Source organism: Bordetella hinzii LMG 13501 (assembly GCF_001548475.1).
GTDB classification, from domain to species: Bacteria; Pseudomonadota; Gammaproteobacteria; order Burkholderiales; family Burkholderiaceae_B; genus Bordetella; species Bordetella hinzii.
This window is the reverse complement of the sequence record NZ_LRUJ01000017.1, coordinates 59,050-82,601: the sequence shown is the minus strand read 5'-3', so window position 1 is coordinate 82,601 and position 23,552 is coordinate 59,050. Positions and strand designations below refer to the sequence as shown.

The 23,552-nt window shown below is 69.4% G+C and carries 21 protein-coding genes; 10 read left to right on the top strand and 11 right to left on the bottom strand.

Annotated features, from left to right (window positions below; genetic code table 11):
- Positions 1-69: 69 nt before the first annotated feature.
- Positions 70-1,788 carry a SulP family inorganic anion transporter gene (locus AXA74_RS13100; RefSeq protein WP_032977690.1) on the bottom strand — a complete coding sequence of 573 codons (1,719 nt, stop codon included), beginning with the start codon at positions 1,786-1,788 and terminating at the stop codon, positions 70-72.
- Between the two features lie 177 nt (positions 1,789-1,965).
- Here AXA74_RS13100 and AXA74_RS13095 point away from each other — a divergent pair, with 177 nt between their 5' ends.
- A complete protein-coding gene (locus AXA74_RS13095) occupies positions 1,966-3,195 on the top strand; it encodes an MFS transporter (RefSeq protein WP_032977692.1) in 1,230 nt (409 codons plus the stop codon).
- Here AXA74_RS13095 and AXA74_RS13090 read toward each other — a convergent pair.
- The gene (locus AXA74_RS13090) at positions 3,173-4,057 is read right to left on the bottom strand and encodes a LysR family transcriptional regulator (RefSeq protein ID WP_029581310.1); all 885 of its coding nucleotides are present in this window, start codon (positions 4,055-4,057) and stop codon (positions 3,173-3,175) included. The genes AXA74_RS13095 and AXA74_RS13090 overlap by 23 nt on opposite strands.
- Before the next feature lie 104 nt (positions 4,058-4,161).
- On the opposite strand from AXA74_RS13090, the gene argC reads away from it, so the two are divergent.
- The 5 genes from argC to AXA74_RS13065 all read left to right on the top strand — a co-directional run bounded on the left by argC (position 4,162) and on the right by AXA74_RS13065 (position 10,595).
- Positions 4,162-5,097, top strand: a complete 936-nt coding sequence (gene argC / locus AXA74_RS13085; RefSeq protein WP_029581309.1) for an N-acetyl-gamma-glutamyl-phosphate reductase — start codon at positions 4,162-4,164, stop codon at positions 5,095-5,097.
- A 69-nt stretch (positions 5,098-5,166) separates the two neighbouring features.
- Entirely contained in the window at positions 5,167-6,567 is a 1,401-nt protein-coding gene (locus tag AXA74_RS13080) for a DUF2252 domain-containing protein (RefSeq protein WP_029581308.1), read from the top strand.
- 331 nt (positions 6,568-6,898) lie between these two features.
- Positions 6,899-9,109, top strand: coding sequence for a TonB-dependent receptor (locus AXA74_RS13075; RefSeq protein ID WP_226835320.1), 2,211 nt, complete (start codon positions 6,899-6,901; stop codon positions 9,107-9,109).
- A 47-nt stretch (positions 9,110-9,156) separates the two neighbouring features.
- Positions 9,157-9,900, top strand: coding sequence for a tetratricopeptide repeat protein (locus AXA74_RS13070; RefSeq protein ID WP_029581306.1), 744 nt, complete (start codon positions 9,157-9,159; stop codon positions 9,898-9,900).
- A gap of 11 nt (positions 9,901-9,911) precedes the next feature.
- Positions 9,912-10,595, top strand: coding sequence for a Fe2+-dependent dioxygenase (locus AXA74_RS13065; protein ID WP_029581305.1), 684 nt, complete (start codon positions 9,912-9,914; stop codon positions 10,593-10,595).
- Here AXA74_RS13065 and AXA74_RS13060 read toward each other — a convergent pair.
- The 4 genes from AXA74_RS13060 to AXA74_RS13045 all read right to left on the bottom strand — a co-directional run bounded on the left by AXA74_RS13060 (position 10,570) and on the right by AXA74_RS13045 (position 15,257).
- Positions 10,570-11,820, bottom strand: coding sequence for a TIGR03862 family flavoprotein (locus AXA74_RS13060; RefSeq protein ID WP_080666636.1), 1,251 nt, complete (start codon positions 11,818-11,820; stop codon positions 10,570-10,572). The genes AXA74_RS13065 and AXA74_RS13060 overlap by 26 nt on opposite strands.
- Before the next feature lie 50 nt (positions 11,821-11,870).
- Positions 11,871-12,662 carry a DUF2950 family protein gene (locus AXA74_RS13055; RefSeq protein ID WP_032955846.1) on the bottom strand — a complete coding sequence of 264 codons (792 nt, stop codon included), beginning with the start codon at positions 12,660-12,662 and terminating at the stop codon, positions 11,871-11,873.
- A gap of 2 nt (positions 12,663-12,664) precedes the next feature.
- The gene (locus AXA74_RS13050) at positions 12,665-13,999 is read right to left on the bottom strand and encodes a DUF3300 domain-containing protein (protein WP_080700901.1); all 1,335 of its coding nucleotides are present in this window, start codon (positions 13,997-13,999) and stop codon (positions 12,665-12,667) included.
- 97 nt (positions 14,000-14,096) lie between these two features.
- Positions 14,097-15,257, bottom strand: coding sequence for a metallophosphoesterase (locus AXA74_RS13045; RefSeq protein WP_032962983.1), 1,161 nt, complete (start codon positions 15,255-15,257; stop codon positions 14,097-14,099).
- 93 nt (positions 15,258-15,350) lie between these two features.
- Between AXA74_RS13045 and AXA74_RS13040 the strand changes: the two genes are divergently transcribed.
- On the top strand, positions 15,351-15,659 hold the full coding sequence (locus tag AXA74_RS13040) for a putative signal transducing protein (RefSeq protein WP_032955849.1): 309 nt from the start codon (positions 15,351-15,353) through the stop codon (positions 15,657-15,659).
- A gap of 4 nt (positions 15,660-15,663) precedes the next feature.
- On the opposite strand, the gene AXA74_RS13035 is transcribed toward AXA74_RS13040, so the two are convergent.
- The 3 genes from AXA74_RS13035 to AXA74_RS13025 form a co-directional block, all read right to left on the bottom strand.
- The gene (locus AXA74_RS13035) at positions 15,664-16,107 is read right to left on the bottom strand and encodes a GNAT family N-acetyltransferase (RefSeq protein ID WP_029581300.1); all 444 of its coding nucleotides are present in this window, start codon (positions 16,105-16,107) and stop codon (positions 15,664-15,666) included.
- Positions 16,108-16,170: 63 nt separating this feature from the next.
- Positions 16,171-17,412: an MFS transporter gene (locus tag AXA74_RS13030; RefSeq protein ID WP_032977694.1), complete on the bottom strand. Its 1,242-nt coding sequence runs from the start codon at positions 17,410-17,412 to the stop codon at positions 16,171-16,173.
- Positions 17,413-17,515: 103 nt separating this feature from the next.
- A complete protein-coding gene (locus AXA74_RS13025; RefSeq protein ID WP_032977697.1) occupies positions 17,516-18,904 on the bottom strand; it encodes a GntP family permease in 1,389 nt (462 codons plus the stop codon).
- A gap of 348 nt (positions 18,905-19,252) precedes the next feature.
- On the opposite strand from AXA74_RS13025, the gene AXA74_RS13020 reads away from it, so the two are divergent.
- Positions 19,253-19,864, top strand: coding sequence for a glutathione S-transferase family protein (locus AXA74_RS13020; RefSeq protein WP_029581297.1), 612 nt, complete (start codon positions 19,253-19,255; stop codon positions 19,862-19,864).
- Here AXA74_RS13020 and AXA74_RS13015 read toward each other — a convergent pair.
- Positions 19,849-20,916, bottom strand: coding sequence for an NAD(P)H-dependent flavin oxidoreductase (locus AXA74_RS13015; protein WP_048940277.1), 1,068 nt, complete (start codon positions 20,914-20,916; stop codon positions 19,849-19,851). The two genes, AXA74_RS13020 and AXA74_RS13015, sit on opposite strands and share 16 nt — an antisense overlap.
- 16 nt (positions 20,917-20,932) lie before the next feature.
- Positions 20,933-21,778: a LysR family transcriptional regulator gene (locus AXA74_RS13010; protein WP_032955855.1), complete on the bottom strand. Its 846-nt coding sequence runs from the start codon at positions 21,776-21,778 to the stop codon at positions 20,933-20,935.
- A 130-nt stretch (positions 21,779-21,908) separates the two neighbouring features.
- Between AXA74_RS13010 and AXA74_RS13005 the strand changes: the two genes are divergently transcribed.
- On the top strand, positions 21,909-22,865 hold the full coding sequence (locus tag AXA74_RS13005) for an adenosine deaminase (protein WP_032955857.1): 957 nt from the start codon (positions 21,909-21,911) through the stop codon (positions 22,863-22,865).
- Positions 22,866-22,940: 75 nt separating this feature from the next.
- On the top strand, positions 22,941-23,534 hold the full coding sequence (locus AXA74_RS13000) for a lipid-binding SYLF domain-containing protein (RefSeq protein ID WP_306378348.1): 594 nt from the start codon (positions 22,941-22,943) through the stop codon (positions 23,532-23,534).
- The last annotated feature ends 18 nt before the right edge of the window (positions 23,535-23,552 follow it).

Below are 23,552 nucleotides of genomic sequence, written 5' to 3'. Positions count from 1 at the left end.
CAATGCGTCCAACGCCCTGTAACGTCGCCGAAAACGCGCGCCGGGGTGATGCGGGCGCGCCACAGCCGTTCAGGCCGGTTCGCGGTCTTCCCAGTCCACCCAATCGACCTGGTGGCGCTCGAGATAGGCGCCCACGGCCTCGCCCAGGGTGGGGAAGAAATAGGCGTCGAAGCGGGCGTAGAGTTCGAAGCGGCGCAGCTTGTCCTTGACCGGGTCCTTGAGCTCGGCGAAGCAAAGCTGGACCTGGCGCTGGCGCAGGGTTTCGTCCAGGCCGGCGAGCATGTCGGCGGCCGTGATGTCCACGCTGGTAATGGGCTCGGCGGCGATCACCAGCCAGCGCGGCGGGGTGGGCGAGACCTGCAGCGCGCGCAGCACGGCGGTCTGGAAGCCATCGGCATTGGCGAAAAAGAGCGGCGCGTCCCAGCGAAAGAGCACCAGGCCATCGATCCGCCGGGCCTCGGGGTGGCGGCGGATGTCGTGATAGCCCTTCATGCCATCGACCCGGCCGAGCACGGCGTGATGCGGACGCCAGCCGTCCCACAGGAACTCGATCACAGCCAGCACCACGGCCAGGCCGATGCCGGTGATGGGACCGGCCACGACCACGCCCAGCGAGCAGCCCACCGACAGCCAGCATTCCCAGGGCTGCATGCGGTGGATGCGCAGCAGCTCCCGGAAGGAAAACAGCTTGCAGACCGCGGCGATCACCACCGCGGCCAGCGCGGCCTGGGGCAGGTCGCGCAGCAGTCCGGGCGCCCACACCAGCAGGGCGGCCACCGCCACTGCGCCCACCACCACGGCCGCCTGGCTGCGTCCGCCGGCCGCCTCGAGCACGGGCGTGCGCGAGGCGCTGCTGCTGACGGGAAAGCCCTGGAACAGGCCGGCCATGATGTTGGCCGCGCCCAGGGCGGCCATTTCCTGGTTCTGGTCCACCCGCATGTCCAGGCGCGCGGCATAGCTGCGCGACAGCACGGCGGTTTCGGCCGAGGCCAGGAAGGCCACGGCCAGTCCGCCGGCCAGGATGGGGCCCAGGTCGCTCCAGCCGATGAGGGGCCACGCAAAGGCCGGCAGCCCTTGCGGCAACACGCCCAGCACGGCCACGCCCTCCGGCTTGAAGCAGGCGGTGGCGGCGAGGGCGGCGATGACGGCGGCCAGGATGGCGGGAACGCGCGGCCAGCGCGACAGCAGCGCGATGATGGCCAGCGTGCCCACGCCCAGCAGCAGGGTGGGCGCGTGGGCGCTGCCGGCGGCGCGCAGCAGGGCCGCCAGGCGCTCGGGCGTATTGTCGATCTGGCCCAGGGAGATACCGGCCAAGGCCGGCATCTGGCTGATCAACACGGTGAGGGCGATGCCATTCAGGTAGCCGTGGCGGATGGGCGTGGACAGCAGGTCGGTGAGAAATCCCAGCCGCGCCAGCCCGGCGGCGATGCCCGCGATGCCGGCGACCAGGGCCATGGCGCCGGCCAGCGCCACGGCGCGCTGCGGGTCCCCGGCCGCCAGCGGCACCACGACCGACAGGATGACGCCGGCCAGGGAAGAATCCGGGCCTATCACCAGGATGCGGCTGGGCCCGAGCAAGGCGTAGACCAGCAGGGGCACGATGGTGGCGTACAGGCCATGGATGCCGGGCAGGCCGGCCGCCACCGCATAGGCGACACCCACCGGCACCAGCATGGCCGCCAGCACCAGCCCGGCCGGGATGTCATGCCGCAGCCATTGCAGCCGGTAGGCCGACAGCAGGGTCAGTCCAGGCAGCCAGCGCCGCCCGCGCTCGCGCAGAGAAGTCATGGCGGCTAGCTTGCCACAGTTCCCGCGCGCCGGGCGTATCGGGCCGCCAGCGCCCTGCGGATGAGCGGGAAAGGCCGCCACGGGCCGCCCGCCGCATGCTTCCACCGGCATCGAAGCATCCGCGCCAGGCGCGGCCCACAATGCGCGCCTGTTCATGCCTTCGCGGGGAGAGGGGATATGCGGGATTCGGCGTTTTTTGGCGGCACCGTGGTGCGCGCCACGTTCGTGCTGGCGATGTTCGGCTGGGGGGTGGGTTTTTATGGGCCACCCATCTATCTGGCCGAGATCGTGGCCACGCACGGCTGGCCGCTGGCGCTGGTGTCGGCGGCGGTGACGGTGCATTTCCTGGCCGGGGTGCTGGTGGTCGCGCGCCTGCCGCGGCTGTATGCCCGCTTTGGCCTGGCCCGGGTCACGGCCATGGGCGCCTTGCTGACCGCGCTGGGCGTGGTGGCCTGGAGCCTGGTGACCGCGCCCTGGCAGCTGTTTGGCGCGGCGCTGCTGAGCGGGGCGGGCTGGGTCGCGCTGGCGGCCGTCGCGGTCAACGCCATCATTGCGCGCTGGTATGCGCGCGGCCGTCCGGCCGCCCTGTCCAAGGCCTATAACGGCGCCAGCCTGGGCGGCGTGGTGTTTTCGCCGTTATGGGTGGCCTTGATCGGCCAATGGGGGTTCCGCGCGGCCGCGCTGGCCGTGGGCGCGGCGATGGTGCTGGTGGTGGGGCTGCTGGCGTGGCGGGTGTTTGCGCTCACGCCGCAACAGCTGGGCCAGGCGCTCGATGGCGCGCAGCCCGCCCAGGCGGCGGCCGCGCCGCCGCAGGCCGCCGCCGCCATGGCGTTGCGCCATGACCGCCGCTTCATCACGTTGGCGCTGAGCATGGCCCTGGGCCTGTTTGCCCAGATCGGCCTGCTGGCGCATTTGTTCAAGCTGGCGCAGCAGCCCCTGGGCGCGCAGGCGGCCGGCTGGTTGATGGGGTCGGCCACCGCTTGCGCCGTGGCCGGGCGCTATCTGGGCACGGCCGCGCTGGCGCGCCTGCCCGACCGCCGCCTGGTGGCGGCCGGCAGCTATCTGGCGCAGGCTTGTGGCGCGGCCTTGCTGGCCGCCTCCGGTTTCGAGTCGGTGGTGCTGCTCTGCCTGGGCGTATGGTGCTTCGGCGCCGGGATAGGCAACGCCACTTCTTTGCCGCCCCTTATCGCCCAGCAGGATTTCGCCGCGGGCGATGTGGCGCGCGTGGTGGCCGCCATCGTCGCCCTGTCGCAGGCCGCCTATGCCTTCGCGCCGCTGGTGTTCGGCGCGGTGCAGCTGCTGCCGGGCGGGCCGGCCTGGCTGCCCCTGCTGGCCCTGGCGCTGCAGCTGGCCGCCGCGCTGCTGCTGTGGCGCGGCCGCGCGCTCATCGTTGCCGCAAGGACGTGAGCGCGTCCAGGACATGGCGCGTGGCGGCCTCCATCGTGCCGGCGCGGTGGGCGATGCCCAGCGGGCGCCACAGGGCCGGGCGCAGGGGCCGCATGGCCACCCGCGCATCGGGCGGCGGCGCGGTGGCCTCTTGCGGCAGCAGGGTGGCGCCATAGCCGGCCGCCACCAGGCTCTTGATGGCGTCGTTGAAGTTCAGGTGGATGCGCGCCCGCGGCTGCAGGCCGGCGGCGCCGAACCATTCGCTGGTAATGCGCGACAGCCGGGTGGTGGCGTCGTTGAGGATAAGGGGGCGCTCGGCCAGCCATTGCGGTGTGATGCGCGCCGGCGGCTGCCAGGCCGAGGGCACGAAGGCCATGACGGGATCGCGCCGCCAGGGCAGCACGGCCAGGCCAGGCACCGGCGCCTGCGGCAGGGCGACCAGGGCGATGTCCAGCGTGCCCAGGGCCAGGCGGGCCAGGCTTTCCTGGGAGGTCAGGACGGCGACCTGGACGTCGATGCCGGGGTGGTCGCGCCCCAGCGCCTCCAGCGCCTGGGGCAACAGGTGGGCGATGGCGCCAGTGGAGGCGCCCAGCCGCACCCGGCCCGCCAGGCCCAGCACCTGGCGTTGCACGTCCTCCAGGGCCTGACTGGCCTCGGCCAGCAGCCGCCGCGCGCGTTCCAGCAGGGTGTCGCCGATGGCGGTGGGCCGGACCTGGCCGCGCTGGCGCGTGAGCAGCGGCGCACCGATGCGGGCCTCCAGCTCGGCGATATGCAGGCTGACGGTGGGCGGAGCCAAATGCAGCGCGCGGGCCGCCTCCGCGAAACTGCCGAGATCGGCAATCGCCACCAGGGTGCGCAAGCGGTCCAGGCTGATTTCACGCATGGGCTCTATCTTCAGAGAAACTGAATCTCATGATCATGAAATTCAACTTTTCCTAGTTTACGCCATGCCCGAAGATAAGCGCATCCGACACCGAGGCATGCACCATGACCCAAGCTCTTGTTTTCATCGACGGCGATCAAGGCACGACCGGCCTGCAGATCCACGACCGCCTGCGCGGGCGGGAAGACCTGCGCATCCTGACCCTGCCGGCGGCCGAGCGCAAGGACAGCGCCCGCCGCGCCGAGGCCATCAACAGCTGTGATATCGCTATCCTCTGCCTGCCCGATGCGGCCGCGCGGGAGGCGGTGGCCGCCATCCGCAATCCCGCCGTGCGGGTGCTGGACGCCAGTTCGGCGCATCGGCTGAGCGAGGGCTGGGAGTACGGTTTCGCGGAATGGCGTCCGGGCCAGGATGGGCGCATCGCCACGGCCAGCCGGGTCAGCAATCCGGGCTGCTATCCCACCGGCGCGGTCGGGCTGCTCGCGCCCCTGGTGGCGGGCGGCTGGGTGCAGGCCGACTATCCGGTCACCGTGCACGCCGTCTCGGGCTATTCGGGCATGGGGCGCGCGGGCGTGGACGAATACGAAGGCGCGGACGCGGACAAGGCGCTGCCCTATGCCGCCTATGGCCTGGGACTGGCGCACAAGCACACGCCCGAGATCGAGCGCTATGCCGGGCTGGCGGCGCGGCCCGTGTTCACGCCGGCCTATGGCGCGTATCGCCAGGGCATCGTGCTGACCATCGCCCTGCAGCGCCGGCTGCTGCCGCCCGGCGTGGATGGCGCGGCCCTGCGCGCCAGTCTGGAGCGCCACTATGCGGGCAGCCGCTACGTCCATGTGGTGCCGGCCGAGGCGGCGCCCGAACGGCTGGATCCGCGCGTGGCCAATGACAGCAACCATCTTTATCTGCATGTCTACGAGAACGCCGGGCATGGCCAGATCCTGCTGGCGGCGGTGTACGACAACCTGGGCAAGGGCGCCTCGGGCGCCGCGGTGCAGAACCTGGACCTGATGTTGCAAGGCGGCCGCCCGCGCCGTTGACTTCCGTCCGGGCGCGCTCTAGGCTTTGGCTCGCAAGTCCGGGCAGGCCAGCGCACACGCGGAGAGACGATGTCGACGTCCAGCAGGCAGGAGCAAGGCAAGGCATTGCGGGCCAAGGTCGGCCGCGCCGATCACGCGATGGTGGGCAAGCTGGATCGCGATCCGGTTGCCCTGCTCAAACTGAGCAGCGAGGGCCGCGTGCCCCGTCTGGTGCCGCTGCGCTTCGGACGCATGCTGGCCTCGCCGCTGGCCTTTTTCCGCGGCAGCGCCATTATCCAGGCCCATGATCTGGCGCATACGCCCCACAGCGGGCTGACCATGCAGATCTGCGGCGATGCGCATCTGTCCAACTTCGGCGGCTTCGCCTCGCCCGAGCGCACGCTGCTCTTCGACCTGAACGATTTCGACGAAACCGCGATCGGGCCCTGGGAGTGGGACCTCAAGCGGTTGTGCGTCAGCCTGGTCGTGGCGGCCCGGCACCTGAATTACAAGCGGCCGGCCGCGGAGGCGGTATTGCGGCAGGCCGTGCTCGGCTATAGCGCCCACATGAAACGCTATGCCGAGATGGGCACGCTGGAGATCTGGTACGACCGTATCAGTTTCGAAGGCCTGATGGCGGAGGCCGTCGACGACGAGGTCAGGCGGCGGCTGCAGCGCGCCATGGACAAGGCCGCCGGGCGCACGGGCGACGCCTTGCTGCCCAGGCTTTCCATGGACGTGAACGGGCAGCGCATCCTGCGCGATGAACCGCCAGCGCTGTTTCACGTCACGGGCAAGAACACCCTGTTCACGGCCCAGGACGACTGGCTCCAGTTCAAGGACCAGGCCGCGGCCCTCGGCCAGTATTTCAAGGATTACCTGCAATCGCTGGCCACGGACAGGCGCGAGCTGCTGAGCCATTTTTCCCATCATGACGTGGCCTTCAAGGTGGTCGGCGTGGGCAGCGTGGGCACGCGCTGCCTGGTGCACCTGATGATGGATCCCATGGGCAAGCCCATGTTCCTGCAAAGCAAGGAGGCCGGGCGTTCCGTGGTGTCGCGCTACTTCAAGGCCGCGCGGATGCGCCATGAAGGCCAGCGGGTGGTCCACGGCCAGCGCCTCATGCAGGCGGCCAGCGATCCTTTCCTGGGCTGGGCCAAGGGGCCCAACGGGCGGCATTTCTATGTCCGCCAATTGCGCGACATGAAGTGGTCGGCCCAGGTCGAACTGATGCCCGAAGACATCCTGCAAGCCTATGGCGGCCTCTGCGGCCGGGTGCTGGCGCACGGCCATGCCAAGGCCGGCGGCCAGGCGCCGGAGCTGGCCGGCTATCTGGGCAGCGGCGAGCGCATGGCCGATGCCTTGACGCGCTATTCGCTCGCCTATGCCGACCAGGTCGAACGCGACTACGAGGTCTTCGCCAAGGCCTGCCGCAAGGGCGCGCTGGCCGCGCGCACCGACGCCGACATGGAAGCGGACTTCCGGATCTAAGGCCGGCTCTCTTGCCGCCGGCGCGCCCGCCGCGCCGCCTGCCCGCCCGGAATGCAGTCCCGCCCGTCCATGAAGACGGTCCCCCGGGGCGGTTTCCCGCCAAAAAAAACGGTTGCACGCGCAAATTTTCAGGCAATCGTCAGAAACACGGGTGCGGACGCGATTTTCCTGTTGCTATTGCACGACAACCGCCGCTGCGATGCCCGGATTGGCAGGCATTCTCATTAGAATCCCGGCCTGCGAATAAGAATGATTCACATAACATTTCCGGAGAAGTAGCGTGTCAGACGCGCAGAGCCAATCTTCCTCTTCCACGGTCTGGGCAGGCAGCCTGGCCACGGCCATCGTCTCGCCGGCCTTCCTGATGCTGCCGCAGGCCGCCCTGGCCCAGCAATCCAACGTGCCTCAATTGGCGCCGGTGCAGGTGCAGGGCGAGGCGGAGTCCTTCGATGTGAAGGAATCCGCCTCGTCGAAATTCACCGCGCCCTTGCTGGACACCGCCAAGACGGTGCAGGTCATTCCGCAGGAAGTGATCGAAAGCCAGGCCGCCGCGTCGCTGACCGATGTGCTGCGCAATTCTCCGGGCATCACCTTCGGCGCGGGCGAGGGCGGCAATCCTTTGGGCGACCGTCCTTTCATCCGCGGTTATGACGCCCAATCGAGCACCTTCGTCGACGGCATGCGCGACATCGGCTCGACGTCGCGCGAAGTCTTCAACCTGCAGCAGGTCGAAGTCATCAAGGGCGCCGACGGCGCCTTCGGCGGCCGCGGCGGCGCGGGCGGCACCATCAACCTGATCAGCAAGACCGCCCAGGCGCGTGACTTCACCAATGCCTCGCTGGCGATCGGCACCGACGATTACTATCGCGGCACCATCGATTCGAACTGGAAGCTGGGCGAGACCAGCGCCTTCCGCCTGAACCTGATGTACCACGACCAGAACGTGGCCGGCCGCGATGTGGTCGATTACAGCCGCTGGGGCGTGGCGCCGACCTTCTCCTTCGGCTTGGGCACGCCCACCCGCGTGACGCTGAGCTACTACCACCTGCAATCCGACGACACGCCGGACAGCGGCATTCCCTACAAGTACCCCAGCACCAAGGTCAAGGCCGACGGCAGCTATATGGGCGTGACGAGCACCGGCCCGGCCAATGTCGACCGCGACAACTTCTATGGCCTGACCAGCGACTACCGCAAGACCCAGACCGATATGGCCACGGTCGGCATCGAGCACGACATCACCGATCGCCTGATGGTGCGCAACACCACGCGCTACACCTATAGCAAGCAGCGCTATGTGGTCACGCAGCCCGATGACAGCCAGGGCAATGTGCTCAACGGCCTGGTCTGGCGCCGCGCCAACACCCGGGTCAGCGATGTCGAGACCATCGCCAACAATACCGAGCTGACCGGCAAGTTCGATACCGGTTCGCTCAAGCACAGCTTTTCCATGGGCCTGGAGCTGTCCTCGGAAGAGGGCAAGAAAGACGCCCTGGCCGTCAACCGCGGCACCGGCGCCATCTGCGCCAAGGGCGCGGGCGCGCCTTCGGGCTACAACTGCACCAGCCTGTGGTCGCCCAATCCCCATGATCCCTGGGTCAATACCCTGAATGGCGGCGCGGTGGGCGATCCGACCCGCTCCAAGACGGTGACCAAGGCGCTTTATGCCTTCGACACCGTGGAGTTCAACAAGAACTGGCTGGCCAATGTGGGCCTGCGCGTCGATGACTACGACACCAAGTTCACGCAGAACAAGGCGGCCAACAATGCCGTCGTGCGCCGCGACGACACGCTGTTCAACTACCAGCTGGGCCTGATCTACAAGCCGGTCGAAAATGGCAGCTTCTATGTGTCGTATGGCACTTCTTCCACGCCCGCCAATGCTTCCATGGGCGAGGGCAGCGAAAGCCAGAGCCTGACCCCGGGCCGCGGCGGCGTAGGCCTGAACGCGGCCGATCTCGCACCGGAAAAGAACAAGACCTACGAAATCGGCACCAAATGGGATGTGCTGGACCGCCGCCTGACGCTGACCGGCGCCTTGTTCCGCATCGAGACCACCAATGCGCGCATCACCGAACCGGACGGCGATTACGCCATGGCCGGCAAGAAGAATGTGCAGGGCGTGGAGCTGGGCTTCTCGGGCGCGATCACGCCCAAGTGGCAGGTCTATGGCGGCTATACCTACATGAAGTCCAAGATCAAGGACGACGGCGTGGCGACGGACAAGGGCAATGCCTTCCCCAATACGCCGCAAAACGCCTTCAGCCTGTGGACGACGTACGCGCTGCTGCCGCAGCTGACCGTCGGCGGCGGCGCCTATTACGTGGATAAACAGTACGGCAATGCGGCCAACACGGCCTACATTCCCTCGTACTGGCGCTTCGACGCCATGGCCGGCTACGAGTTCAGCAAGAACCTGAACGTGCAGCTCAACATCTACAACCTGTTCGACAAGCAGTACTACGACAAGGCCTATGCGGCGCACTACGCCAGCATCGCCCCCGGGCGCTCGGCCATCCTGACCTTCAACGTCAAGTACTGAGCGGACATGCGCCGGCCGGGCCGCCAGGCCGGGCCGGCGCTCTCGACATGATCACCACGCAGGACCTCAACGCCGTCACGCCCGAGCAGTTCGCCGCCATCCTGGCCGGTCCGCCCGACGCGGCGCTGGCCTGGATGCGCGCGGCCGCGAGGGCGGGCGTGACCGAGGCCCAGGCGGTGCTGGGCCAGATGCTGCTCGATGGCCGCGGCCAGGCGCGCGACCCCGAAGAAGCCCTGCAATGGTTCCAGCGCGCCGCGCGCAAGAACCACCCCATGGCGATGAATATGCTCGGCCAGTGCCACCAGCATGGCTGGGGCCTGCCGCCCAATGCCGTCATGGCCGCCTATTGGTTCCGCCTGGCCGCGCAGGCCGGACTGGACTGGGGCATGTACAACTACGCCACCGCGCTGGTCCTGGGCCAGGGCGTGGCGCCCGACCGCAAGGCCGCCTTGGCCTGGCTGAACCGGGCGGCCGAGCTGGGCCATGCCAAGTCCCTCAACATCCTGGGCGGATTCCACGAGGATGGCTGGGAGGTGCCGGCCGACGAGGACGCGGCCCTGGCCCTGTACCGGCGCGCGGCCGAAGGTGGAGATTTCCGCGGCCATTTCAACCTGGCGCGTTTGCTGGCCCGGCGCGGGCAAATCGAGCAGGCCCTGCAAAGCCTGGACCGCGTGCCCGAGCGCGCCACGCCGGCCTTCCTGGCCAAGGCGGCGGACTTCCTGCTGGCCAGCGGCGATGCGCGGCTGCGCGCCAAGGGCCAGGCATTCAGGGCTATGCTGCGCACTGGATAAGGAGAAACCTCATGCTGCTGCATCTTGCCTCGGTATTGACCAAGGCGCAGGTCGCGCAGGCCCGCGCGCGCATCGATGCCGCGCAATGGGTCGATGGCAACGTGACCTCGGGCGCGCAATCGGCGCTGTCCAAGCGCAACGAACAATTGCCCGAGAACGCGCCCGAAGCGCGCGAAACCGGCCAGATGATCCTGGACGCGCTGGGCCGCCATCCGCAATTCATGTCGGCGGCGCTGCCGTTGAAAGTCTTTCCGCCGCTCTTTAACCGCTACCAGGGCGGCCAGCAGTTCGCCAACCATATCGACAATGCCGTGCGCCAGCTGCGCGGCACGGACTTCCGCCTCCGCACCGATCTGTCGGCCACGCTCTTCCTGGCCGAGCCGCAGGACTATGACGGCGGCGAGCTCTCCATCGAGGACACCTTCGGCGTGCAGCGCGTGAAACTGGCCGCCGGCGACATGGTGCTTTATCCGGCCAGCAGCCTGCACCACGTCACGCCGGTCACCCGGGGGGCGCGCGTGAGCGCGTTTTTCTGGATACAGAGCATGGTGCGCGCCGATGCCGACCGCGCCACCCTCTACCAGCTGGATCAGTCGGTGCAGCAGCTGGCGGCCGAGCGCGGCCAGAACGATGCGGTGGTGGTGCAGCTCACCGGCATCTATCACAACCTCATCCGCCGCTGGGCCGAGCTGTAGCCAGGTCGGCCAGCAGGCCCAGGGCGGCGGCCTTGCCGCTGGCCATGCACGCGGTCAGCAGATAGCCGCCGGTGGGGGCTTCCCAGTCCAGCATTTCGCCCGCGCAATAGACGCCCGGCAGCGCCCGCAGCATGAGGCTGGCCGTGAGCGCCTCGAAGCGCACGCCGCCGGCGCTGCTGATGGCTTCGTCGATGGGGCGGGGCCGCGTGAGCCGGATGGGCAGGGCCTTGATGCGGCGGGCCAGCAGATCGGGGTCATCGAAGTCCGGCAGGCATTCGCGCAGGAGCGCGGCCTTGACGCCCTTGAGGCCCAGCCGGCTTTGCAGGTGGCTGGACCAGGAGCGCGCGCCGCGCGGATGATGCACGGCCTGCGCCACCCGTTCGGCGCTCCAGCCCGGCAGCAGGTCCAGCCAGGCCGTGGCCTGGCCATCGGCGGCGATGCGGTCGCGCAAGGGGGCCGACAAGGCATAGACCAGGCTGCCTTCGATGCCCTGGGCGCTGACCACGCACTCGCCCAGCCGGCCGGGCGCCGCTTCGTCCAGCGATAGCGCCACGGATTTCAGGGGCTGGCCGGCATGACGGGCGATGAAGTGGTCGCTCCACGCGACATCGAAGCCGCAGTTGGCCGGCTGCAGCGGCGCGGTCGCCACGCCGCGGCCGGCCAGCGGCGCCAGCCAGGCGCCGTCCGACCCCAGCCGTGCCCAGCTGGCCCCGCCCAGGGCCAGCAGCACAGCGTCGGCCGATGTCTCGGCCAGGCCTTGCGGGGTATCGAAACACAGCCGTGCCGGGCCGGCCGGCGCGCCCTCGGGCCAGCCCAGCCAGCGGTGGCGCATATGGAAGCGCACGCCCTGGGCGCGCAGCCGGGCCAGCCAGGCGCGCAGCATGGGGGCGGCCTTCATCTCCTTGGGAAAGACGCGGCCCGACGTCCCCACGAAGGTCTCCACGCCCAGGCCGTGGGTCCAGTCGCGCAGCGCCTGGGGACCGAGCTGCTCCAGCCAGGGGGCAATGTGCGCGGCGCGCGCACCGTAGCGGCCGATGAAGGCCGGCAGGGCTTCGCTGTGCGTCAGGTTCAGGCCGCCCCGGCCGGCCAGCAGGAACTTGCGCCCCACCGAGGGCATGGCGTCGTAGAGATCGACCTGGGCGCCGCCCAGCGCCAGCGTCTCGGCCGCCATCAGGCCGGCGGGGCCGCCGCCGATCACGGCAATACGCAAGGGAGAGTGGGACATGAAAAAAGAAATGCCGGCTGTTCAGGCCGGCATTGTCGCACGCGGCGGCTTCAGGGCAGGGGCGTCCAATCCGCGCCCTTGGCCGTGCCGGGCCGGCCGGGCTGCGGACTCTGGCGTATGCCGTCGGGGCCGGCGATGAAGCGATGCACCCCCGTGATGCCGAAGCGCGCCGGCCAGGCGGCCACCCGATAGCCCTGGCCATCTTCGCCGGGCAGGATGACATAGCGGTAGCCGTAGTAGGCGGCCGGGGCCGGCGTGTCCGGCCCCATGACCAGGGCCTCGATGCCCAGCGGACTGGGCGGGGTGTTGTCGGTCTCGGGCCAATACAGGCCGTCTTGCCGGCCGCGCCGGCTCACCAGGCGCTGGGCATACTGGCCTGCGTGCTGGCTGGCATAGCTTTGCTGGGCGGCCTGGATGTCGCGCAGGGTCTGGATGGCGCCGAGCTCATTGCGGCCGATCTCGCGGCGGCGGATCTCGGGCGCGGCCGCCTTCAGGTCAAAGCGCCATTGCCCTTTGTGCTCGGCCAGCGGAATAGGCAGGCGCCAGCGCGAGGGGCCCACGTCCATCCAGGCCCGGCCATCGGCATCGCGCGCGATCTCATGGCTTTGCGACCAGGCGGCCAGGAAATCATAGATATCGTCATCGTCGATATCGTTGGGCAGGACCTGCTTGTAGTTGGCGCCCAGGATGCCGCCCAGCGCGGCGCGGTCGCCGGTCGACAAGGCTTGCACCAGGGCATTGCCGGCGGCCTCCGGCGAGGGGTAGCCCGTCTGGGCCTGGGCGGCCGGCAAGGCCAGGGACAGCGCCAGCAGGGCCAGGACTTTCCGTATGGGTTTGCTCATGGTTATCTCCGGCCCCGGCCGAAATGGGCGCCGCCGCGCTGCGTATGGAAGGAGGATTGCGCCGCGCCGCCGCGTTCGAGCTGGCCGCGCATGGCTTCGCCGTTGCCCGCGCCACGGAAGGCCGAGGAACGGTTCATGGCTTCGGCATGGTGCTGGGCGTTGCGCTGGTCCAGGCGCTGGCGCTGATCGGGACTCAGCTGCGGTTGCCCGGCGCGCGGGCTGAAGCCGCCGTCATGCGCGCGCGCCTGGCCGCCCTGGCCGATGTGTTGCGGGCCCGCGCCGCCCTGGCCCGGGCGCTGCCCGGGCACCGCATGTCCGGGGATGGACTGGCCGGTGCGGTTCTGGAAGGCCTGCGCGGCGCGCTCGCGCTCGGCATCGCGCCCCTGCATGGCCGGACGGCCCGCGGGCGCGGCGCCGCCGGGGCGGCCCGCCTGGCGCGCGGCATCGAAGCGCTGCGCCACATCGGGGTTGTGATAGGGCACATTGCCCCGGTTGGCCGGATTGTGCTGCCAATTGGCGCGGCCGTTGGCATTGGGCGGCGGCGGGGGCATGCGATGGCCGGGATTGATGTTGTTGTAGCGGTTCACATTGATGTCGACGTCGTAGTGCCCCCAGTTCATGCCGCCCCACAGCGCGTCCACTGCCGCCACGCCCAGGCCGAAACCGATGCCGCTCACCAGGGCGGTGGCGAAGACCGAGCCGGGCGGCGGCGGGTAATAAGCCGGCGGATAGGCCGGATACGGCCAGGTGCCGTAGACCACGGTAGGGTTGTAGGTGGGCACGTAGACCACCTGCGGATTGGCCGGCGCGATGCTGATGACCGTGGTGTTGTTGGGCCCGGGCTGGGTGCTGACCGTCTGCTGCGGCGTGCTCTTGAGCGTGCCGGCCTGCTTGGCCTGCGCGCGCAGGCGCTGGGCGGAGTTCATGACGTCGTCGGGCTGGGCCAGGAAGGCGTCGCCCACCGAGGCGACCCATTGCGGCTGGCGGCCCATCATGTCCAGCACGGAAGGGAAGGCCGCCAGCGATTTGACGCTGGGGTCCCAGCCCTGGTCCTGCACGGCCTTGACGGCGGCGTCGCCGGACAGCGAGGTATGCTGCGCGGACCAGGCGGCCGCGGCGGCCACATCGGCCGGATAGGTGGCCGCCATCAGGATCTGGGACAGCAGGGCATCGGGATAGAGCGCGATCGGCGCCAGCAATTGGTCCAGCTGGGCGCGATCCAACTTGGCCGAGGACGCCTGGGAGGCGGGCGCGGCCTGGGCCCAGGCCGCCGGCGGCGGCGCCGCGATGAGACAAAGCACCCACAGACCCGCCAGCAAACCAGAACGTGCACGCATCGCAGCCTCCGCCGTCAGGCAAGAACAGTAAGGGGCCGCCCGGCGGCCCTGCGGTCATGCTTGGGACGCTCCATTCTCGCGGTAAATCAGTCCGATTTCAAATGGCGCGGACCAGGCGGACCAGGCTGATCTCGGACGGGGCGGCCAGCCGCATGGGCGGCCCCCAGTAGCCGGTGCCCCGGCTGGTGTAGACCCAAAGCCCGTCCTGCCGGTGCAGGCCAGCCGTGAAGGGCTGCTGCAGGCGCACGAAAAACCCCCAGGGAAAGAACTGGCCGCCATGGGTGTGGCCCGAGAGCTGCAAGGTATAGCCCAGCGGCGCGGCCGCCAGGGCGCTGCGCGGCTGGTGGGCCAGCAAGAGTTTGACCGGCGCGTCGGCCGGCGCGCCGCGCAGGGCCTTGCCGGGGTTGCTGCGTTGGCCGGGATCGAAGGCGCCGGCGCCGAAGTCCGTGACGCCGGCCACCACCACCTGCCGGCCCTTGACCTCCAGCACCACATGCTCGTTGAGCAGGACTTTCAGGCCCAGCCGGCGGAACTCGGCGATCCAGGACGCCGCCCCCGAGTAGTACTCATGGTTGCCGGTCACCAGATAGACGCCGCCGGGGGCGCGCAACCCCGCCAGCGGCCGGGTGTGCGGCGCCAGCTGCGCCACGCTGCCGTCGACCACATCGCCGGTGATGGCGACGATGTCCGGTTGCAGGGCGTTGACCGCCTCCACGATGGCCCGCACATAGGGCGCCTTGATGGTCGGACCCACGTGGATGTCGCTGATCTGCGCGATGCGCAGGCCGTCGAGCTCGGGCGGCAGGCCTGCGATGGGCACATCGACCCGCGTCACGCGCGCCAGGCGCCGGGCATTGAAGAAACCCAGCGCGCTGCCGGCCAGCGCCAGGAGGGGCACGGCCAGGGCCGTGCCCTGCCGCCACCGCGCCAGCTCCGGAAAACCGGCGGCCAGCCGCAGCAGGCCGCCCGCGGCCAGCATCACGTCGCGCAGCACGGTCAGCACGAAGAGCGAAGAGAAGAATCCCATGGCCAGGAAGCCCGCCCAGGCCATGCGGTCAGCCCAGGGCGGACGTCCCGAGGAGCGGCTGAGCATGCCCAGGGGGATGAGAATGCAGGAGGCGATGAGCACCAGGGCCGCGCCCGCCTGCCAGGCCGGGCCCAGCGGGGCGTCCGGGATCAGCCGGATACCGACATAGACATGGGCCAGCGCGCCCAGGATGAGGAAGCGGATGAAAAAGGAGGACTTGCGTAGCGCCACGTTGGCTCCCGGGGAATGCGCGGACGGGATAGGCTAACCCATCCTGTCCGGCCGGCCTAAAATCGGCTTTTTCCATCCTGCAAAGGCCCTTCCATGCACCGGCTTGCCCGCGCTCCGAGTCTGTTGTTGGCCCAGCATTGGCTGAACCTGCTCAGGCAGGCCCGCGTCGCCGCCGAGCTGCACAACCGGCACCTGCAGGGCGCCCTGGGCGAAATCCCCGTCGACCAGTGCGGCCCGGAAATCTGGATCGAGCGCGAGGCCGACCGCGAACTGGCGCTGCGCCTGATCGGCTTGTCGCCGGCGGGCGAGGCGCCCGCCCTGGCCTGGGCCTGCCCGGGCTGCGGCGAGCTGCTCGAGCCGCAGTTCAGCGCCTGCTGGCATTGCGGCGCGGACCGTCCTTGAGGCGCTAGCGCTCCGGCCGCGCGCGCGCCGCGGCCTTCATGAGATATTTGGGCGATTCTTCATAGCCCAGCCGCTCATAGAAAGCATGCGCCGCGCCGCGGCGTTCGTGGCAATGCAATTCGATGCGGTCGCAGCCCCGGGCCCGGGCCGCGGCGTGGACAGCGGCCTCCAGCAAGGCGCCCACGCCCTGGCCGCGCGCATTGTCGGCCACGCAGAAATAGGTGATGCGGCAGAAGTCCCCGGGCAGGGCCAGCTGCGCGATGAAATGATAGGAAATGAAGCCCAGCACGTTCTGGCCGCGCTCGGCGACCACGATGCCCGCGTCCGGGTGATCCAGCAGCTGCGCCAGGCGCTGGTCCAGAAAGCCATCGGTGCCCGGATAGCCCAGTTGGTCCAGCAGCTCGGCGATCCGGGCGGCGTCGGCCCGGTTGGCGGCGCGCAGGCGCATGTCTCGCTCCTTGCAAAAGCCTCCGGTATAGCCCGCCGGCATGACAGCCTCGTGTCTGTCATGTCAGGCTGGCGCGCTGAGCGACTTCAGCTTGCGCAGCTCCGGAAACCACCACATCCACAGGCCGGCCACGGCCATGGTGCCCAGGCCGCCCAGGACCACGGCCGGCACGGTGCCGAAGAGCGCGGCCGTCAGGCCCGACTCGAATTCGCCCAGCTGGTTGGAGGTGCCGATGAACAGCGTGTTGACCGCGCTCACCCGGCCCAGCATCTCATCGGGCGTGTTCAGCTGCACCAGCGAAGAGCGCACCACCACGCTGACCGAATCGGCCGCGCCCAGCACGGCCAGGGCGCACAGTGACAGCGGGATGGAGGTGGACAGGCCGAACACCACGGTGGCCAGGCCGAACAGAAAGAGGGCGCCGAACAGCAGCCGGCCCACATGGTTGCCCAGGGACAGGCGGGCCAGCGCCAGCGACATCAGGGCCGCGCCCACGGCGGGCGCGGCGCGCAGCGCGCCCAGGGCCCAGGGGCCGGCGTCCAGCACATCCTTGGCGAACACGGGCAACAGCGCGGTCACCCCGCCCAGCAGGACGGCGAACAGGTCCAAGGACAGCGTGCCCAGCAGGATGCGCCGGCGCGCGATGAATCCGATGCCGGCGAACAGCGTGCGCCAGGTGGTCGGCGCCTTGCGCGCCGGCGCCCGCTCGGTGCGCACGCGCAGAATGGAAACGAGGCCAAAGAGATACATCACCGACGCCGCGCAATATACCCAGCCCGCGCCGATGCCGTAGCCGATGCCGCCCAGGGCGGGGCCCGCGATCTGCGCGATCTGGTTGGAGGAGGCCGACAGGGCGGTGGCGCGCGGGATCCACTCGCGCGGCACGATGGCCGGAATCAGCGTCGGCAAGGTCGGCGCCTCGAAGGCGCGCGCCGAACTGATCACCACCACGGTGAGATAGACCAGGGCCTTGCCGCCGAAACCCTGCAAGGCGGCCGCCGCCAGCAAAAGCGTGGCCCCCGCTTCCAGCGCCATGCAGATGGCCACGATGCGCCGGCGGTCGTAGCGGTCGGCCACATGGCCCACCAGCAGCGTCAGGCACATCATGGGAAGGAACTGCGCCAGCCCGATCAGGCCGAGGTCCAGGGCGCTGCCGGTCAGGGCATAGATCTGCCAGCCCACGGCCACCGAGACGATCTGGTAGGCCAGCGAGGTGCAGAAGCGGGCGGCGAGAAAGCGCCGGAAGGCGGGACGGGAAAGCGGTGCGTCAGGGCAGGAGGCGTCGGCGGAGCGGGCCGTGGACATGGAACGGATCGAGGAAGGGGTGGCCGGGCCACCGGAGGCGACGATTGTACGGACAACCCGCTGACGCCGCCCTGGATGCCCGGTCCCTGGTTCCCCCGGGGAGTCAGAACGAGCCGAACAGCGTTCCCAGCACGATCACCGTGACCAGCGCGATGACCGGCATCATGATGGTGACGGCGGCGATATCGCCATATGACTTGCGGTGGGTCAGGCGGCAGATGGACAGCAGCGTGATGATGGCTCCGGAATGCGGCAGGGTGTCCATGCTGCCGGAAGCCAGCACCGCCACCCGGTGCAGCAGTTCCGGACTGATGCCGGCCTGCTGCGCCATGGCCAGGTAGTCGCTGCCCAGCGTGGCCAGCGCGATGCTCATGCCGCCCGAGGACGAACCGGTGATGCCGGCCAGCGTGCCCATGGCGATGGCCTCGGAAATCAGCGGATTGTGCGGCGCGACATGCAGCACGGCGTCGCGGATGGCGATGAAACCGGCCAGGCTGGCGATGACCGCGCCGTAGCCGACTTCGGAGGCGGTATTGAACAGCGGCAGCATGAAGCCGAACACGCCCTTGTTGACCGACTCGCGCAGCGAAATCCAGTGTTTCAGGCGCAGCACGATCAGCACGAGGCTGGCCGTGGCCAGCGCGATGATCAGCGACCACAGGCCGGTGACCCGCTTGGGATCCAGGCCGGCGTAGCGTTCGCTCATGGTGCTGAAGTCCATGTGCGGAAAGATGCCGTAGGTGAAGAGAGCGTTGACGCCGACCACCAGCAGCAGCGGCAGCACGGCCAGGGCCAGCGGCATGCCGGGATGGTCGCCTTCGTCTTGCGGGGCGGACGGTTCATCGTGCTCGCCATAGCCTTCTCCCGCCCGCAGGGCGCGCGCCGCGCGGCGGCGCAGCCAGGCCATGCCGGCCAGCAGCATGATGGCCGAGGCGATCAGGCCCAGCCCCGGCGCGGCGAACACATTGGTGCCGAAGTAGGGGATGGGAATGGCGTTCTGGATGGACGGCGTGCCGGGCAGCGCCGTCATGGTCAGGGTGAACGAGCCCAGCGCGATCGAAGCGGGAATGAGGCGCTTGGGGATGTCGGCGTCGCGAAACAGGGCCACGGCGATGGGGTACACGGCGAAAGCCACCACGAACAGCGACACGCCGCCATAAGTCAGCACCGCGCAGGCCAGCACCACGGTCAGGATGGCGTGGCGGGTGCCAAGCTTGTCTTTGATCCACTGCGCGATGGCGTGGGCGGCGCCGGAGTCGGCCATCAGCTGGCCGAACAGCGCGCCCAGCAGGAAGATGGGCAGGAACTGGACCACGTAGCTGCCCAGGGCGGACATGAAGGTCTGTGTATAGGCCGGCAACAGCACGGCCATGTCGCCGGACAGGATGACCGCCAGCGCGGCCATGATGGGCGCGAGGATCAATACCGTCACGCCCCGATAGGCGAAGAACATCAACAACAGCAGTGAAATGACAATGGCCAGCGTTCCCATCTATGGATTTCCCTTCGAGAGTGGTGAGAGAGGCGCTGGCCGGCGCGAGCCTGCCGTCCTGGCGCCTGGCGTGGCCGGACACGATGGCATCGCCCGCCGTCGCAAGCGATCCAGAGCCGGCGCCTGTGTTGACCGTGCAGGGTAGGGAGCTTGCGTATGCGCGTCGAGGTGATCCGGACCGATTCTGTCGGCCCCTGGCCATGGTGCCCGGGCGCATCGTGTCTGCGACAGCCTCATGGTAGCAGCCGGCGCTGCCGGGCTGTTGCGCCCGCGCCGGGCCGCAACTGTATCTGTCGCCATCCGGGTTGCCGCCGTAGACTGGCGCTTTCAACCTGGCGGCGGACCGGCATGCGTATTCTGGGCAAGGCTTCTTCCATCAATGTGCGCAAAGTCCTGTGGGCTTGCGACGAACTACGGCTGCGCCATACGCGCGAAGACTGGGGCGCGGGGTTCCGGGCCCTGGACGAGCCGGGATTCCTGGCGCTCAACCCCAATGCCCAGGTTCCGGTTCTCGTCGACGGCGACTTCGTGCTCTGGGAGTCCAACAGCATCCTGCGCTACCTGGCCAATCAATATGAGGGCGCCTGGCTCTATCCGGCCGCGCCGCGCGAGCGGGCGCGGGTGGATCAATGGATGGATTGGCAGGCGACCGACCTGAACTCGGCCTGGCGCTATGCCTTCATGGGCCTGGTGCGGCGCGCGCCGGCCTTCCAGGATACGGCGCAGATAGAGGCCTCCTGCCTGGCGTGGTCTCGCGCCATGGGCGTGCTGGAGGCGCGCCTGGCCGACACCGGCGCCTACGTGGCGGGGCAGGCTTTCAGCCTGGCCGATATCGTGATCGGCCTGTCGGTGCAGCGCTGGCGCGCGACCGGCTTCGACCGGCCGGCGCTGCCGGCCGTCGATGCCTATTGCGCCAGGCTGGCCGAACGGCCCGGCTTTACCACCTACGCCGAAGCCTGAGCCTGGCGCCACTCTTCGGCCAGCGCGGCCACCAGCTGGGCGGCGGGCAGGCCGCGGGACAGGGCGGCGGCCTGCCCGGCCCATTGCGCCGCATAACCGTGCTCGCCCTTGGCCTTGGCCGCCGCGTTCAGCGCCTTGCCGGCATCGTAGGTCATGGGATAGCCCGGCACGGGCGGGGTGTCGGCGGCATCGCCGAACTCGGTGAAGCGGTTGACGACGCTGCGCGCCAGCCGGCCGGAGATGGCGCGGGTGAAGGTGGTGGCCACATGGGCATGGCCCAGCAAGGCCTGCCGGTAGGCGGCGTCGGCCGAGGACTCCGGGCAGGTGATGAAGGCGGTGCCCAGTTGCGCGGCCTGGGCGCCCAGGGCGAGGGCGGCTGCGATGCCGCCGCCGTCCATGATGCCGCCGGCCGCGATCACGGGCCGCTGCAGGCGGGCGGCCAGCAGGCGGGTCAGGGCCATGGTGCCCAGGCGCTCGTCGCGCGGCGTGTCATCGAAGGTGCCGCGATGCCCGCCCGCCTCTATGCCTTGCGCCACGATGGCGTCCACGCCGGCCTCGGCGATGCGGCGCGCTTCGTCGGGCTGGGTGGCCGTGGCCATCAGGTAGATGCCGGCGGCGCGCAGCGCGTCCAGTTTCTTGCGTTCCGGCAGGCCGAAATGCAGGCTCACCACGGCCGGTCGCGTCTCCAGCAGCATCTGCAGCATGTCCTCATCGGCCTGGAAGCTGGTGTAGATCTCCTTGAGCGCGGCCGGCGGGGTGGCGCCGAATTCGGCAAAGCGCGGGGCCAGCGCCCGCAGCCAGGCGGCCTCGCGCGCCGGATCGGCCACGCCCGGCCGATGACAGAAGACATTCACGGCAAACGGGCGCGAGGTCAGGGCGCGCGTGTCGGCGATGGCCTTGCGCGCGGCTTGCGCATCGCCCGCGCCCAGCCCGAGCGCGCCCAGGCCGCCGGCATTGGAGACGGCGGCGGCCAGGGCAGGGGTGCTGACGCCAGCCATGGGCGCCTGCACGAGGGGCAACGCCAGGCCCAGGCGGGAGGTGAAGTCGTTCATGGGAAGCTCCATAGAGTCAGTCGCGCAGCGCGCCGAGCAGCGCCTGGTAGTTGGCGCTGTCGTGGCCTTTGCGGCGGATAAGAAAGCAATGGGCCGGGCCGATGGCGCGCGCCGGCGGGGACGCCGGCTGCAAGGCCAGCACCGAGCGCGGCAGCACGGCCATGGCGGAGCCCGCCATCACGCAGGCCAGGATGGCGTGATAGGAGGCCAGTTCCAGCATCTGCAGCCGGCCCGGGTCCGTGCCCGTCTCGCGCAGCCATTGTTCGGCGCGTTCGCGATAGGCGCAACCTCGCGCGAAGGTGGCCAGGGCGCGCGGGCTGGCGCCGCCGGGCGGCATGACGAGCAGCAGCTCTTCGGTAAAGAGATACTCGCCGTGCAGCCCCGTGCCCAGCGCATCGACGTCGGCGGGGCGTTCGGCGCCGGGATGGGCGACGATGGCGCAATCCAGCGCATGGCTGGCGACCGCGTCGGCCAGAAAGCGCGTCGTGCCGGTGCGCAGCTGGATGTCCAGGTCCGGCCAGCGGGCATGCAGGCGGGCCAGCGGCGCCGGCAGGCGGCTGGCGGCGGCGCTTTCCATCGAACCCAGGCGCAGGCGGCCGCCCGGCTCGGCCGCCCGCAGGGCCTGTTCGGCTTCCTGGGCCAGGTCCAGCAGGCGGACGGCGTAGGCGGCCAGGGTCTGGCCGGCGTCCGACAGCAGCATGCGTTTGTTTTCGCGCGTGAAAAGCGCGTGGCCCAGGCGGTCTTCCAACTGCTGGATGCGCGTCGTGACATTGGACGGGACACGATCCAGGGCCTGGGCCGCCCGCGTCACGCTTTGCTCGCGCGCCACCGCCAGGAAGATGCGTAAATCGGAGAGTTCCATGCGGGTTTCCTCGTGCTGCCGGCCAGCATAGCGCAATATTCTTTTTTAGAGAATAAAAAATGAAATTAATTCATTTATTGAGAAATTTGACCGGAAGGCGGTATCATCGCGATCAACCCGAGGACACATCATGCAAGACTGGCTGACCGCGCTTCCCAAAGCCGAGTTGCACATCCATCTGGAGGGTTCGCTCGAGCCCGAGCTGCTGTTCGCGCTGGCGCAGCGCAACGGCGTGCGCCTGCCCTGGCCTGATATCGATGCGCTGCGCCAGGCCTACCGCTACCAGAACCTGCAGGAATTCCTCGATCTCTATTACCTGGGCGCCCAGGTCCTGCGGACCGAGCAGGATTTCTACGACCTGACCTGGGCCTATCTGCGCAAGTGCGCCCAGCAGGGCGTGACCCACACCGAGCCCTTTTTCGATCCGCAGACCCATACCGACCGCGGCGTGCCTTTCGAGGCGGTGCTGGCCGGCATACAAGCCGCTCTTGCCGATGGGCGCCGGCAGCTGGGCATCAGCAGCGGCCTCATCCTCAGTTTTCTGCGCCACCTGCCGGAGGCTGCGGCCATGCGCACGCTGGAGCAAGCCCTGCCGCATCGCGAGGCCTTCGTCGCGGTCGGCCTGGACAGCAGCGAGGCGGGGTTTCCGCCGCGCTTGTTCGAACGGGTGTTCGCCCGCGCCCGTGCCGAAGGCCTGCCCGGCGTGGCGCATGCCGGCGAAGAAGGGCCCCCGCAATACATCTGGGAGGCGCTGGATCTGCTCAAGGTCGAGCGCATCGACCATGGCGTGCGCGCCTGGGAAGACCCGCGCCTGATCGAGCATCTGGCCGACCGGCAGATCCCGCTGACCGTCTGCCCCTTGTCCAACGTGCGGCTCAAGGTCTTTTCTCACATGGGCGAGCACACCGTGCTCGACATGCTGGACCGGGGCCTGAACGTCAGCATCCATTCCGATGACCCGGCGTATTTCGGCGGCTATGTGCTGGAGAACTTCATGGCCCTGCACGAGCACCTGGCGCTGACGCCCGAACAGGCCCGCAAGCTGGCCGACAACAGCCTGGCCGCGGCCCTGGCGCCGCGCGATTGACAAGAACCGGCCGGGTCTGAATACTCGATGCGCGCCGAAACACAGGGGCGCCTCCTTCAACGCCAGAGGTCGTTCATGTCTGTCATGGTAAGTCGCAACAATCTGGGTGGTGCCCGCGGCTGGCTTGGCCGTTCGCTCGGGGCCGCCGCGCTGGCGCTGGCCGGCATGCTGGCCGGCCCGGGGCCGGCGCGCGCCGATGACGCCGCGCAGATCCGCGCCGAGTCGTCCAGGGCCTTGCAGCATCTGTATGCCACGGTGCCCAGCACGCGCACGCTGGGCGAAAAGGCGGTCGCCGTGCTGGTCTTCCCCAAGATCTACAAGGCCGGCTTCATTGTCGGCGGCGAGCACGGGCAGGGCACGCTGTTCAAGGGCAAGGAGGCCGCCGGTTATTACGATATCGCGGCCGTCTCCGTCGGCCTGCAGGCCGGCGCCCAGGCCTTCGGCTATGCGCTTTTCTTCATGAACCAGAAAGCGCTCAACTACCTGAACGAAAGCGATGGCTGGGCCCTGGGCAGCGGCCCCAGCCTGGTCGTCTGGGATCAATCCCAGGCAGCCAGCGTGTCGACCACCACCTTGTCGCAGGACGTCTACGCCGTGCCCTTCGGGGGCGAAGGCCTGATGGCCGGCCTGGGCCTGGAAGGCTCGAAGATCACGCGCATCAAGCCATGAGGCTGGCGGCGCCGGGCG